This window comes from Geobacter sp. OR-1, from assembly GCF_000813145.1.
Classification (GTDB): domain Bacteria; phylum Desulfobacterota; class Desulfuromonadia; order Geobacterales; family DSM-12255; genus Geoanaerobacter.
Genome location: NZ_BAZF01000019.1, coordinates 47,633 through 61,087, shown reverse-complemented (window position 1 = coordinate 61,087; position 13,455 = coordinate 47,633). Strand labels below are relative to the sequence as shown.

Annotated in this window: 10 protein-coding genes; 9 read left to right on the top strand and 1 reads right to left on the bottom strand. The window is 58.2% G+C overall.

Annotation, left to right across the window (positions count from 1 at the left end):
- The first annotated feature begins 58 nt into the window (after positions 1 to 58).
- The 4 genes from miaA to OR1_RS16535 all read left to right on the top strand — a co-directional run bounded on the left by miaA (position 59) and on the right by OR1_RS16535 (position 5,864).
- Complete coding sequence (gene miaA, locus OR1_RS16550) at positions 59 to 988, top strand: tRNA (adenosine(37)-N6)-dimethylallyltransferase MiaA (RefSeq protein WP_041973189.1); 930 nt, start codon at positions 59 to 61, stop codon at positions 986 to 988.
- Positions 978 to 2,270 (top strand): glycosyltransferase family 2 protein, encoded by a 1,293-nt coding sequence (locus OR1_RS16545; protein ID WP_041973187.1) that lies wholly within the window; start codon positions 978 to 980, stop codon positions 2,268 to 2,270. Before miaA ends, OR1_RS16545 begins: the two co-directional genes overlap by 11 nt.
- A 48-nt stretch (positions 2,271 to 2,318) precedes the next feature.
- Entirely contained in the window at positions 2,319 to 3,737 is a 1,419-nt protein-coding gene (gene merA / locus OR1_RS16540; RefSeq protein WP_082003002.1) for a mercury(II) reductase, read from the top strand.
- Between the two features lie 111 nt (positions 3,738 to 3,848).
- Positions 3,849 to 5,864: a transglycosylase domain-containing protein gene (locus OR1_RS16535; protein WP_041973185.1), complete on the top strand. Its 2,016-nt coding sequence runs from the start codon at positions 3,849 to 3,851 to the stop codon at positions 5,862 to 5,864.
- Between the two features lie 48 nt (positions 5,865 to 5,912).
- Here the strand turns inward: OR1_RS16535 and OR1_RS16530 are convergent, their stop codons facing one another.
- Positions 5,913 to 6,704, bottom strand: coding sequence for a class I SAM-dependent methyltransferase (locus OR1_RS16530; RefSeq protein ID WP_041973183.1), 792 nt, complete (start codon positions 6,702 to 6,704; stop codon positions 5,913 to 5,915).
- Positions 6,705 to 6,940: 236 nt separating this feature from the next.
- Between OR1_RS16530 and OR1_RS21050 the strand changes: the two genes are divergently transcribed.
- The 5 genes from OR1_RS21050 to OR1_RS22885 all read left to right on the top strand — a co-directional run bounded on the left by OR1_RS21050 (position 6,941) and on the right by OR1_RS22885 (position 13,429).
- Entirely contained in the window at positions 6,941 to 8,089 is a 1,149-nt protein-coding gene (locus OR1_RS21050) for a GGDEF domain-containing protein (protein WP_052440559.1), read from the top strand.
- Positions 8,090 to 8,194: 105 nt separating this feature from the next.
- Positions 8,195 to 10,498, top strand: coding sequence for an ATP-dependent DNA helicase RecG (gene recG, locus OR1_RS16520; protein WP_041973276.1), 2,304 nt, complete (start codon positions 8,195 to 8,197; stop codon positions 10,496 to 10,498).
- A gap of 29 nt (positions 10,499 to 10,527) precedes the next feature.
- A complete protein-coding gene (locus OR1_RS16515) occupies positions 10,528 to 11,829 on the top strand; it encodes a hypothetical protein (protein WP_041973181.1) in 1,302 nt (433 codons plus the stop codon).
- Between the two features lie 50 nt (positions 11,830 to 11,879).
- Positions 11,880 to 13,184 carry a DUF898 family protein gene (locus OR1_RS16510; protein WP_041973178.1) on the top strand — a complete coding sequence of 435 codons (1,305 nt, stop codon included), beginning with the start codon at positions 11,880 to 11,882 and terminating at the stop codon, positions 13,182 to 13,184.
- Positions 13,181 to 13,429 (top strand): hypothetical protein, encoded by a 249-nt coding sequence (locus OR1_RS22885; RefSeq protein ID WP_237754332.1) that lies wholly within the window; start codon positions 13,181 to 13,183, stop codon positions 13,427 to 13,429. The genes OR1_RS16510 and OR1_RS22885 overlap by 4 nt, the downstream gene beginning before the upstream one ends.
- Positions 13,430 to 13,455: the final 26 nt, after the last annotated feature.

The following is a 13,455-nucleotide window of genomic DNA, read 5'->3' as shown; positions in this document are numbered from 1 at the left end:
CGGAAAAGTCGCTCCATTGGGGCGGCTTTTCTTGTGATTTCCCCAAGGTGGAATCCTCGTGACAAGTGACAGTACCCTGATAAACCTAATTGTCGTCCTCGGTCCGACTGCCTCCGGAAAGACCCGTCTTGGCGTCGGTATTGCCGGGGTGACCGGAGGCGAGATCATCTCTGCCGACTCCAGGCAGGTCTACCGCGGCATGGATATCGGCACCGGCAAGGATCTTTCCGAGTACGGCAGGGTGCCGTACCATCTCATCGATATTTGCGATCCCGGTGAGGAGTTCAGCCTGTTTCATTTTCAACGTGAAGCCATTCGTGCCTGGGAGGATATCCTTCGTCGTGGCCGGCTGCCGCTGCTCGTCGGCGGCACCGGTCTGTATCTGGAATCGCTCCTTAGAGGGCACCGGCTCGTGGAAGCACCGGTAAACAATGCTCTGCGCGCGGAATTGGCCCAGCTTGCCGTGGCTGACCTCAAGGAGAGATTGCAGAAGATTGCGACCCGGCTGCACAATACCACCGATCTTCTGGATCGGGAGCGGGTTGTGCGCGCAATCGAGATTGCCGAGCATGAACAGCGGTGCGAACCGGAACCGCTGCCGGAGATCAAACCGCTGATATTCGGCATCCGCTGGGAACGTACGATCCTGAGGCAACGGATCACTGCCCGTCTCAAGGAGCGGCTGCAGAGCGGCATGATCGACGAGGTGGCGCGGCTTCATGACGCGGGGATTTCCTGGGAGCGGCTCGATTATTTCGGCCTGGAATACCGTTACATCGCCGGTTACCTGCGCGGCGAAACCAATCGGAACGACATGTTCCAGAAGCTGAACAGCGCCATTCACGATTTTGCCAAGCGCCAGGAGACCTGGTTCCGCCGGATGGAGCGAAACGGCGCGGTCATTCACTGGCTTGACGGGGATCACGATCCGCTCAGCCGTGCAAAATCCATCCTCGATCATCACGGCTTGGCCGCTCATGCCTGCTGATCGTCGCCTGGGAGCCTACCTGTCCGGTCGCGCCATTGCCGCGCCTTGGTCTATTGCCGGGCACACCGCTGCCGGATTTCATGGCGCGGTAGTCATCCCGTCTCTGGCCGAGAACGCCAATCTTCCGGCAACGCTCGCATCGCTGGCACAAAATCCAGCTGATGATCTCAAACTGTTTCTGATCCTTGTGGTGGTAAACCACCGAACTGATGCAGCTTCCGCCGACAAGGCGGACAATCTCGCCACCCTGGAGATGCTTGAACAGTTGGCAACGACAACCGTGCTGAACCTGGCCTGGGTCGATGCTGCTTCCCCCGGGCTCGAACTACCGGTAAAAGGGGGGGGAGTCGGGATGGCGCGCAAGATCGGCTTTGACCTGGTACTCCCGAGACTCAGTTGGAACGTCCACTCCGGAGGGCCGCTGCTGGTAGCGCTAGACGCCGATACCTTGGTGGGCCCGGATTACCTCCCGGCAATAACCAGGCATTTTCGCAGCTCTGCCTGTGGCGGCGCTGTAATTCCGTTTCGCCACCAGGAGGCGGCTACGGCTACCGGTCAGGATATCATCGACCGGTACGAGCTGTTCCTCCGGAGTTATGTCCTTGGCCTGAACCTGGCCGGGTCACCTTATGCCTTTCATACCGTCGGGAGCGCCATGGCCTGCACCGGCACGGCATATCTCCGCTCCGGCGGTATGAATACCCGCACAGCGGGTGAGGATTTCTACTTTCTGCAGCAATTGCGAAAGATTGCCGGGGTCGAGCAACTGAGCGGCACCATGGTCTTGCCGTCGCCACGTCCTTCGCACCGGGTCCCGTTCGGTACCGGCCGCAGTGTGTCAAAGGCGCTGGCCGGTGCTGAAACGGCCATTCAGTTCTATCACCCCGGCTCTTTTGCCCTCCTCGGATCGTTTCTCTCCCTGGCTTCGGCATCCTGTGGCGCTTCCGGCGATGAGGTTATGAGGCAGGCAGTGCTTGTCTCCCATTTGCTGGCCGAATATCTGGAAGGGGAACGGTTTGTCGCCTCCTGGGATCGGATCGCGCAGGTGAAAAAGACAAGCGAGGCTTTTTTGTCATCGTTCCATGAATGGTTCGATGCCTTGAGAACCATGAAGCTGATGCACCATCTGGCAGCGGTATCTTTTCCGCGCTGCAGCGCCGAGGAAGCTGTTCCGCCTCTCCTTGAGGCTGCTCGACTAAGGCCGGTCCCAGGAGTACGGGGCCAGCTCGAATTATTGCGGACGGTACAGAACCGAGTCGATCCCCCTGATATTTTCCGATAATGGCACTGGCTGATTGCGGTGGCCGGGCCATTTGCTAGACTGTTCTTCATGAAAAAGCGACTGAACAACAAACCGGACCTGATCATACTCGGCTCAGGATCGACCGCCTTTGCTGCGGCTCTGCATGCTACCTCCTATGGGGCTCGGGTGGCGATGATCGAGAAAAGCGTGCTTGGCGGAACTTGCATCAACTGGGGATGCATACCCAGCAAAACCATGATCCATGCCGCGCTGTTCAGCCATGAAGCCCGTCTTGGCGCCGCTATCGGGCTGGGCGACTGGCGGGACCAGGTTGATGTCGAGCGGCTGGCACTGCATCGCGAACAGGTGGTCCTGAACCTTCGGCAGGAACGATACCTGGATGTCCTGCAGAACGTAGCCGGTCTGGAGCTGATCAAAGGCACGGCCCGTTTTCTCGATTCCCGAACCATCGAAGTGGTTGATCGCCGGTATCATGCCGAGCGATTTCTTGTTGCAGTCGGCGGTTTTCCCCGGATTCCGGCAATACCGGGGCTGAACGAGGTCGGTTTTCTTACCAGTCGATCGGCGCTGCTCTTGAAAAGCCTGCCGGCGTCGTTGCTCATCATCGGTGGCGGTGTCATTGCCGTCGAACTTGGGCAGATGTTCAACCGGCTCGGCTGCAAGGTGACCATCCTCGAACATGGCCCCCGTATTCTGCCGTCAGTTGAGCCGGAGTTGAGCGAAGCCCTGCAGGAGGTTCTGGTCGATGAGGGGGTGCGGATCGTCCTTAATTCGTCGATCTGCTCGGTGGCCGGCTCAGCGGGGATGACTACGGTGAGCGCCGATGTTGCCGGTGTCAGTCATGAATTCACGGGTGAAAAGCTTTTGATTGCTGTCGGCACTGCGCCGGCCACTGCCGGTATCGGTCTCGACCTGGCAGAGGTAGATGTGGACCGCAAAGGGTTTGTTATAACAGACAGTCACATGCGCACATCGACTCCCGGCATCTGGGGGGCAGGCGATGTCACCGGCGGCATGATGATCGCCACTGTCGGAGCCAGAGAAGGGGTCGTTGCGGTTGATGACATGTTCAATGCCGGCTGTGGCTGCCCGATGGACTATCTGACCGCACCGATGGCGATTTTCACCGATCCGGAACTGGGGCTGGTCGGCCATACCGAGCAGGGCGCTCGCCAGGCCGGGTTTGATACCCTGGTCAACGTAATGCCGGTCTCCGCAATTCCCAAGTCCCGGGTAACCGGGCACCGCGCCGGGGTGATCAAGATGGTGGCTGATCGCCCATCAGGCCGGCTCCTCGGCGTGCACCTGATCTGCCACCGGGGCGCAGAACTAATCAACGAGGCTGCGCTGGCGTTGCGGCTCCGGGCCACGATCGACGACCTGGCTTCTACGCTGCCGGTCTACCCCTCCATGAGCGAAGGTCTGCGTCTCTGCGCCCAGGGGTTCTCGCGCGACATTACCCGGCTTTCCTGCTGCGCCGAATGAACCGGTGCTGCGATCCCCCCATTTTATTCATTAAACCGACGATTGACTTTGGCTGTCTCATGGGTCAGACTAAGCCTCGATTCAAGCAATACTGAAAAGGATTTGTCAGCCGTGTCCACTGTTTTTGCCAGAATAGTCACATCCATCTGTTTTTCCTGCCTGGTACTCGTTTCCTCCGTTTGGGCCAAGGAGCAGCCCGGATCATATCCCCCTCTGCCGCATGGTTACTCTTCCATCAAGGTTTTTGATAATCAGGGGCGGTTCGTCGGCCGGATTCTCCCTGACAAGAGATACTGGACCCCTATCGACCGGATTCCGGTCTTCCTGCAAAATGCCGTGGTGGCGGTCGAGGATGCCCGGTTTTACGAGCATGGCGGCATCGATGTCCGCGGGATCGCCCGCGCCCTGGTCAAGGATGTGGTCAAGGGGCGGCTGGCCGAAGGGGGATCCACCATCACCCAGCAGTTGATCAAAAACAGGTATCTTTCCGGGGAAAAGACCATCGAGCGCAAGCTGGACGAGGCGCGCATGGCAATGGATTTTGAAAAGAAATACAGTAAGAAGCAGATCCTGGAGATGTATTTCAACGAGATCTATTACGGCAACGGGGCCTGGGGGATTGCCCAGGCCGCGCGACTATATTTCGACAAGAACCCGGAGGAGTTGACCGACGCCGAATGCTCGCTGCTGGCCGGGGTGCCGAAAAACCCGGCCCGGTACAACCCGCTGGGGGATCCGGCCCGGGTAACCGGACGGCGGGATGTGGTGCTGAAGCGGATGGTGGACCTGAATATGATCTCGTCCGTCCAGAAGCAGAAGTTGCGCGCCAACCCGCCGACCATTATCCCGGCCGGTCAGGCCCCGTATTATATGGCCCATATCCGTGGAAAGTTGATCGAGCGATACGGTGCTCAAATCGTCGAACAGGGAGGGCTGGATGTCATCTCCGCCATGGATCTGAACCTGCAAAAGCTGGCGGAAAAGACCTTGAGCGACGGTATCAGGAAGATATCGCCGCAGTTGCAGGGGGCTCTGTTAGCATTGGACCCGGCTACCGGGGATGTGCTGGCGGCGGTCGGCGGGGTTGACGCTGCCAAGAGCCCTTATAACCGGGCTTTTGCAGCCAGACGGCAACCAGGGTCTGCTATCAAGCCGCTGATCTATGCCGCGGCGCTGGAGAAGGGGGTAACTGCGGCAACGGTATGGGACGACGCTCAGGTAACCTACAATCGCGGCAATAACGAGATCTGGCGCCCCCAGAACTACGGACGGGAGCAGTTCGGTGAACTGACCCTGCGCCAGGCGTTGGCCTATTCCAACAATATTATTACCATCAAACTGCTGGAGTCGATCGGTGTGCCGTATTTTGTGGAATATGCCCGACGGATCGGGCTGCCGCTACGGGCGCAGAACGACCTCTCCCTGGCTCTAGGTACGGAGGAGGTGACCCTGAACGAACTGGTGCAGGCCTACTCACCGTTGGCCAATGGCGGCGCGCGTGCCGAAGCGCGCACCATCGTCCGGATCTACGACCGCAACCGGCGTACCTGGTCAGAGACACCTCCGGCGGTGACGCCGGTAATGACCCCGGCGGCCGCCTTCGTGACCACTCGGATGCTCGGGGACGTACTGGAATACGGGACCGCAAAGTCGTTGAAAAAGTTTGCCCGGGAGCGCCCGGCAGCAGGCAAGACCGGGACTACCGATGATTACCGCGATGCCTGGTTTGTCGGCTACACGCCGCAGCTGGTGGCAGGTATCTGGGTTGGACACGACCGGCCGAAGCCGGGAGGAAAGGGATTCACCGGAGGCAGCGTCGCGGTCCCGGTCTGGGAGCGGTTCATGCGCCAGGCTCTTGCAGGGAAACCAGCGCTCGATTTTCAGAAACCAGCTACTGTCGTTTCAGTCACTATCGATCCTACCACGGGGTACTTGGCCACGCTCGACTGTCCGGAGCGGGAGGATGAATTTTTCATAAGCGGAACCGAACCGCAGGAGTTTTGTCCCGAACATGGTGGCGATCTGCTCGAACCGCAGCCGGAAAAATCGCCATTGCCTGATGGCAAGGGGGATCAGTTGGAAGAGGATGAATTGACGGACACCGGCAGCAATAATGGCAGGAATTGACTGCTGACCGGTCTAATAAACGGGCATCTGATCCGGGTTTGCAAAGGTTCAGGTTGCGGGTGCGGTTGCAGTCCAGACCGTTTGCAGAAATGGCGTATCGTCAAGCCTGGTGATGTTTTCAAAGCGATTGAAAAGGGAGTCGCGGATGAAGCGGTCGCCGGCAAAGGAGACGAAACCGGTCTCTCCCTCTCTCCCTTCGGGACGTACAATCAGGCTGCCGTTCCGGTAAGCAGCCAGTTCGTCTCCGGACATCCGGTCCTCAAGGTTATTGCCGTTGACCGTGGCGATCAGCAGCCCTCCGGGGCGGAGCAGCCGCAGGATTTCCGAGATCCAGGCGTGGTGGAGCGGTTCTCCCAGGTGTGAAAAGACTGCACAGCAATAAACAACATCAATGCTACCAGTGGCAAGGAGGAGCGGCGGGGCCATCCCGTTGGTCTGGAATTCGATAGCCGGCAGGTTTTCACGGCACCAGTCCATGCTGGCCTCATGGCAGTCGGTACCTATCAGGCGGGCAATGCCATTGTCCAATGATTGCAGATGCTGGATAATCCGCCCCGGACCGCACCCCCACTCGCAGATAACAAGGTTTTGGTCGGAGCTGTACCCCCTGATCGTCTGCATGATGAACCGGGCATGGGCAAGGCCGGAATCAAGGTATTGCCGGTTGTCGCAATGGTTCAGAGCAGCAGTTGACAGGGAGCAAGGTGGGAAACGGACCGCAGGGTTTTCCCTCCGGACCCTGGCATTGTCCGCTTCCCTGTCGGGCCGAAAAACGTGGCCGACCCCCCGGGCTAGTTGCCGAATTCCCCGGCTGATTGTCTGAAGCAGACCGCCCCGCATGTTTACATTACTCCCTATGAAAAAAGGCCGCTCCATCATCCTCTGACGGATCCGGCCCTTCTGCTGAATCAAATCCAGGATAAGAACTTATATAATCACAAAATGGCAGACCGGCGCACAGAAGTCAATTTTATCCATCAATCCCAGGAATTGTCGGGATGCTTGACATCCCCTGTTCCGGGTGTATGAATATGGCATATTGTTTAATCTAAATTTATTCATTTTGATGGATCAAAATGCGTAGACACATCATCCTCGTCGTCATTGCTCTGATTTCCGTGTTAATCGTTATTTCCCTGCCTCTTTATCTTGAATTCATTGCCTATCCAGCCTATGAAGAGTTCCTGGTGACCAGCGTTGAGCAGGAGATGCAGGTCCTGGCCAAACGGATGGTCAAAGGTAATCAATTTACCGCCCCGATTTCGCAGGACCAGCCGCTTCCGGAAAAATTCATCAAGAGTGTCGAGTATATTCAACGCACGGTCGGTCTTCCTAAGATCAAGATCTTTACCAAAAGCGGTGTCATTGTCTATTCGACCGATCAAGCCGATGTCGGTCATCTCACCTCGAAAAAGTTTTTCCCGCAGATGCTCGTTGACGGTCTGCCCCGTTCCGAGGTGAAGATTGTCAATAACAACGAGGTGGTCGGCGATATTCAGATGATTGAGACATACGTGCCGATTATCGATAATGGTGTTGCCGTAGGTGCATTTGAGATCTACCGCAACATCACCCAGATGAAACAGACCTTTGAGAATATGAAAAAACACGAACAGAGAACCATGCTGCCGGTGATCATCCTGCTGCTTGCCGGAGGGCTTTTAAGTACCTATCTGGCCGATAAAAGCATGACCGAGCTTGATCAATCCAAGGAAATTTTCCAGCAACTATCGGTGACCGATACTCTGACCGGGTTGTTGAACCGGCGCGGTTTTACAGCAGCGGTGGAAAAACAGCTGACGATTCTGCAGCGGAGTGGAACCGGCGCCTTCCTGCTCTATATCGACCTGGATGATTTCAAGCTGATCAACGACACTTGCGGCCATAAATCCGGCGATCAGGCGCTGGTCGAAGCATCCGCAATCCTGAACAACACCTTTCGGGCTTCGGATATTATCGGCCGCATCGGGGGAGATGAATTTGCGATCCTGACGGTACATAACAGGGATCCCAACGCCGAAGAGCAGATCAAGCAACGTTTGTTCGAAAATCTTGCCCGCTGGAACAGCCGTAAGACCTTTGCCTTTGAGCTGGCCTTAAGCGTCGGGGTTGTGGAATACATCCCCGGTTCACCCGCCAGTATCGATGAATTGATGTCCAGTGCGGACGCCATGATGTACGCAGAGAAACAGCAAAAGAAAACTGTCCGGACAGGCGCTGTCTGATCGGATTATCCGGCCATGCCCTGAAATGCCAGTAGATGATAGCGCCGCACCACTAAACTGTGCTAGTATCCCCCCCGAGCAATGCATTTTGTGCCGGACAACTCCATGCCGATCATCAAACTCGACGAAAAACTCAGCCTGACCATCCCCACGGATCTTGCCCTACAGGCCGGCCTCGCACCCGGAGACCGGATTTCCGTGGAGCCGGACGGCGCAGGGCGGCTGTTGCTTTCGCCGCTACGCGAACCCAAGTCACCCCAAAAGCCTGCTCTTCAGGAGGCCGTTGACCGGAAAAACCTCGCTACGCCGATGCAGTTCATCAAGGGGGTCGGGCCGAAGCTGGCCGAGACCATGGTCCGCAAAGGGATCAACACGGTCGAGGATGCGCTGTACCTGTTGCCGCACCGGTATGAAGACCGGAGCACGATTATGCCGATCAACCGCCTGGCCGTCGGTTCTATACAGCTATTCTGCGGCGAGGTGGCTGCTGCCGAACCTATGACCACCAAGGGTGGACGCAGGTATTTCGAGGTTCTGCTCAGGGACAAGAGCGGGGCAATTATCCTGAAATGGTTCAATTTCAACCCGGTGTTCATGAAGCGGACCTGGCGGATCGGGCGCCGGGGGATCTTTACCGGCCATGTTGGCCATTACGGCCTGCAGCGTGAGGTGCACCACCCGGAGGTGGAGTGGCTGAACGAAGGTGAGGAGGCCACAACTGCGCTGGCCCGCGACCCGGCGAGCTTCGGCCGGATCGTCCCGGTATACCCGCTTACCGAGGGGCTGTCGCAGAAGATCATGCGCAAGGTGCTGAAGGAGGTGGTGGAGCGGTTTGCCGGCTGCGTGGCCGATCACCTGCCAATCGGCGTCCGGCAGCGGCACAGTCTGATACCGATCTCGGAGGCATTGCGCGAGGCCCATTTCCCGGCAGCTGTTACCGACATGGCGCAGCTCAACCAGGGGAGCTTCCCGGCCCGCCGGACGCTGGTGTTCGACGAGTTTTTCTACCTGGAACTCGGGATGGCCCTGAAGCGGCAAGGGGTGACGCTTGAGGCGGGGATCAGCTTTACGGTTACGCACAAGTACACGAAACTGCTGCTTCAGATGCTGTCATTTCAGCTCACCGCTGCCCAGCGCCGGGTTCTGACCGAGATCAAGGAAGACATGATGGCGCCGCACCCGATGCACCGGTTGGTGCAGGGTGACGTGGGGAGCGGCAAGACCCTGGTGGCGTTACTTGCTGCCCTGGTGGCGGTTGAGAATGGCTACCAGGTAGCGTTCATGGCGCCGACCGAGATCCTTGCCGAGCAGCATTTTCTCAATATCCATCGCTGGTGCGAAGAACTCGGGGTATCGGTGGTGCTGCTGACCTCATCGTTCAAGGGTAAGGCCCGCGAAGCGGTATTTGCCCGGATTGCCGACGGCTCGGCGCAGATCGTGATCGGGACCCATGCCGTGATTCAGGAAAAGGTGGAGTTCCGGCGGCTGGGGATGGGGATCATTGACGAGCAGCACCGGTTCGGGGTGCTGCAGCGTGGGATTCTCCGGAAAAAGGGGGAAAACCCGGACATCCTGGTGATGACCGCCACGCCGATCCCCAGAACCCTTGCCATGACGGTCTTTGGCGACCTGTCGCTCTCTGTGATCGACGAGCTGCCGCCGGGACGCACGCCGATCGAAACCAGGGTGATGTTCGAGTCCCGACGGCCGCAGGTGTATGCCGCCATCCGCGCCGAGGTGAAAAGCGGGCGCCAGGCATACCTGATCTGTCCGCTGGTAGAGGAGGCGGAAAAGTCCGAACTGAAGGCCGCGGCCCAGATGGCCGAACATCTGCAGAGCGACATCTTCCCTGATCTGCGGGTGGGACTTCTCCACGGCCGGATGAAGCCTGAGGAGAAAGAGGCGGTGATGCGCGCCTTCAAGGCGCAGGAGACCGACATTCTGGTGGCGACAACCGTGATCGAGGTCGGGATCGATGTGCCCAATGCAACGATCATGGTTGTCGAGCATGCCGAGCGCTTCGGCCTGTCGCAGCTCCATCAGCTGCGCGGCCGGGTGGGGCGGGGGAGTGAGCAATCGTGTTGCTTTCTGCTCGCCTCGCAGAGGTTGTCAGAGGATGGCGAGAAACGGCTCCGGGTCATGGAATCCTCCACCGACGGCTTCCGGATCGCCGAGGCCGATCTGGAGATCAGGGGGCCGGGCGATTTTCTCGGTACCCGTCAGGCAGGGCTGCCGGAGTTCCGGGTGGCCGACATTCTACGCGACGGCAGGGTCCTGGAAGAGGCCCGGCGAGAGGCGTTCGCCCTGGCCGAGGCAGACCCGGGGCTTAAACAGCCGGAACATGCCGGGATCAGAACCGAACTGGCCCGACGCTGGGGGGGACGGCTGGAACTGGCCGGGGTAGCGTAAGGAAGTTTTCAGATGCAGAAGGGGTTGCTATGCAAGGTACACGGCAGTGGCATAATGGTGTAATCTACGGGCTGTTTTCCCTGATCTCGCTGGGACTGCTGTTCTTTGTCTGGCGGTTTGGTGTCAATATCCCCTGGGGCGACGAATGGGACGCCCTGCTCTTTATCAATAAAACCGGTACGAGCGGCCTGGATTTCCGGGCGCTCTTTGCCCAGCACAACGAGCACCGGATTGCCGTGCCGCGCCTGATCATGCTTGCCAATACCACCCTGTTCTCGTTCAATCTCAAATACCAGATGTATCTCACTGCCACGGGGCTGATCGCTGTAAGCCTGATCTGCTTTTATCGCTTTACCGGGGTGGTATCTCCCGGGTTCCGCTGGCTGGCACTGATCGCTCCGTTGCTCATCTGCAGTTTCCGGCAGAGTGAAAACCTGCTCTGGGGGTTTCAGATCGGTCTCGTGCTGTCGCTGCTGTTGCCGGTGATCGCCTTTCATATCCTTGCCGGCTCGAAGCAGTGTGAGCCCGGCCCATACTGGATCGTTGCAGCCTTGCTGTCAGGATTGCTCGGTTCGTTTTCGTCGAGCCAGGGGCTGTTTTTCTGGCCCTGCGCCGTGCTGTTGACCGCCCTGTCCGGAGAAAGGAATAAATGGCCGGCTGCGCTATTGGCGGGAGCCGGTATCATTGTCTGGGGGCTTTATTTTTCCGGTTACGTCAAGCCGGCCGGGCACCCGACCATCAGCTATATAATGGAACACCCCTATGAGGGGTTCCGGTTTTTCTGCATGACACTGGGCAACCTGGTCGCCTGGCGTGAAGACGTATCTTTTGCGGCTGGTTTCCTGTTTTTAGCGGCGTTCATTGCTGCCCTGGCGGCTGCAACAGCAAAAAAACGGCTGGTCGAGCTCCGGTTCTGGATCGCCCTGGGTCTGTTCAGCCTGATGGTGCTTTTTGCCATCACCCTGGGGCGGGCCGGGTCCGGTATCGATGCTGCGTTTGCCTCCCGTTACACCACGTTTTCCGCGGTATTCGCCGTTTCGCTGCTTGCGATCCTGGCTGCCCTGTCCACGACCGGATCAATGCCAGGATTCCGGATTCTCCTGATTCCGGTGACCCTGCTGCTCCTGGTGGCTGCCCCGTTTTCCTATCTCCAGGGGTGGAACAGCGGTAAATTCATGCACGGCGAGTTTACACGGTTGAGCTTCCTGCTCAAAAACTACCGGATGGTCCCGGCCCAGTCGCTGCAGTACCTCTATATCCCCAACCCGCAGGTGGTCAAGGAGCGCGCACCGTTTCTGGAAAAACTCGGTCATGAGATATTTTCCCGGTAATTTGCGGCGACATTGCTATAATTTGACTATCCCATTGTCATGAGTTCCCGATGTCCCAGATAACAATTACCTGCCCGTTCTGCTCATTCAGCCGCGATGTTGATGACTCCACCATCCCTGCCGGGGTTACTGCCGCCATCTGCCCCAAGTGCCGGCAGCGATTCACCATTGCCGAGGCGTCACGGCCGTCAGCCGATCATAAACCGGAACAGGCTAGGGAGGTTACGCCCCCCTCTCTCACCCGCTGTGCGGATTCAGACGCAGATAGTAACGAAACGGGACCACTGCCGGTCCATCGTAAGCTTCGTTTCTCCTTTACCGGCAGCGCGAAAGAGTATTTCGGCATCTGGATCGTCAACAACCTGTTGAAGATGGTGACCCTCGGGATCTATTCGGCCTGGGCAAAGGTGCGCAAGAGGCAGTATTTTTACGGTAATACCGTACTCGGGCAGTCGACGTTCAACTATCTCGCCGACCCCAAGATCCTGTTTCGCGGCTGGCTCATTGCCGCCCTCTGCTTTATCCTCTATTCCGTCGGCAACAAGCTGAACCCGGTAGTCAGTTCCGTGCTCGGTCTGCTCTTCTTTGTGGCCATGCCCTGGCTGATCGTCCGGTCACGGTCCTTCAACCTGCGCAACTCCGATCATCGCAACATCCGTTTTACCTTCGACCCCGACTATGCAGAGGCATATCTCGTATTTGCCGCGTTGCCGATGCTGCTGCCGCTTACCCTTGGCCTGATCTTTCCGTACATGGTATACCGGCAGAAGAAGTTTTTCGTCGAGAACAGCGGCTACGGCCGGACCAGGTTCTCATTCGAAGCAACCGCGAGTGAGTTTTATCTGCTGTTTCTCAAGGCAGCCGGGTGGTTCGTCCTGCTCATTCTGGCCATCATTGCCGGGCTGGTATTTTTTTCCGCGGTCTGGAGCGAGTTTCTGCCACTTTTCCGAGATATCGGCGAGACCGGGGCCAGTATCCCCCCCAAGGCGATTGCCCTGTTCGTCGTGCTGATCATCCTGCTGTTAAACCTGGTCTATCTCTACTTTGCCATTTATATCAGGACCGCGCTCACCAACCTGTCCTGGAACGCGACCCGGATCCGGAAAAGCCGTTTCATCAGTACGCTGAGGGTACGGGACATGGCCTGGCTCTATATCTCAAGCGCGGTGGCGATCCTCTTTTCCTTTGGCTTGCTGGTGCCGTGGGCATCGGTACGGATTACCCGGTACAAGCTGGAGAACCTGACGCTCGATCTGCATGACGATCTTGAGGGGTTCCTCGGCTGGGGACACCAGGGTGTCGGCCCGGCCGGCGAAGAGATTGGCGATATGTTCGGCATAGATATCGGCTTATGAAGCCATTACGGGGATATTATTTTGACGGCAGGAGTTCGGCCCGTCGGACGGTGGTACTGGAGCGGGCCGGAGACCTGCTGCTGGTTCGCGGTGATGGTCTGGATTTGAGCTTCCCGGCCGGGTCGGTGAAGCTTGCCCCCAAGGTCGGTGCCGGACGGAGCGCGATCCGTTTCCCCAACGGTGCGCTGTGCGAACTCGCCACCGATGAGCCGCTGGAGCAACTCCTCGGAGTAGGGGGGGGGTAAGCTGCATGACCTGTTATACCGCTGGG

Bases quoted from the DNA above. Each gene is read 5' to 3' on its own strand.
- merA (WP_082003002.1), top strand. From the start codon at position 2,319: ATGAAAAAGCGACTGAACAACAAACCGGACCTGATCATACTCGGCTCA.
- OR1_RS21050 (WP_052440559.1), top strand. From the start codon at position 6,941: ATGCGTAGACACATCATCCTCGTCGTCATTGCTCTGATTTCCGTGTTA.
- OR1_RS22885 (WP_237754332.1), top strand. From the start codon at position 13,181: ATGAAGCCATTACGGGGATATTATTTTGACGGCAGGAGTTCGGCCCGT.
- OR1_RS16510 (WP_041973178.1), top strand. From the start codon at position 11,880: ATGTCCCAGATAACAATTACCTGCCCGTTCTGCTCATTCAGCCGCGAT.
- OR1_RS16530 (WP_041973183.1), bottom strand. From the start codon at position 6,704: ATGCGGGGCGGTCTGCTTCAGACAATCAGCCGGGGAATTCGGCAACTA.
- OR1_RS16515 (WP_041973181.1), top strand. From the start codon at position 10,528: ATGCAAGGTACACGGCAGTGGCATAATGGTGTAATCTACGGGCTGTTT.
- recG (WP_041973276.1), top strand. From the start codon at position 8,195: ATGCCGATCATCAAACTCGACGAAAAACTCAGCCTGACCATCCCCACG.
- OR1_RS16545 (WP_041973187.1), top strand. From the start codon at position 978: ATGCCTGCTGATCGTCGCCTGGGAGCCTACCTGTCCGGTCGCGCCATT.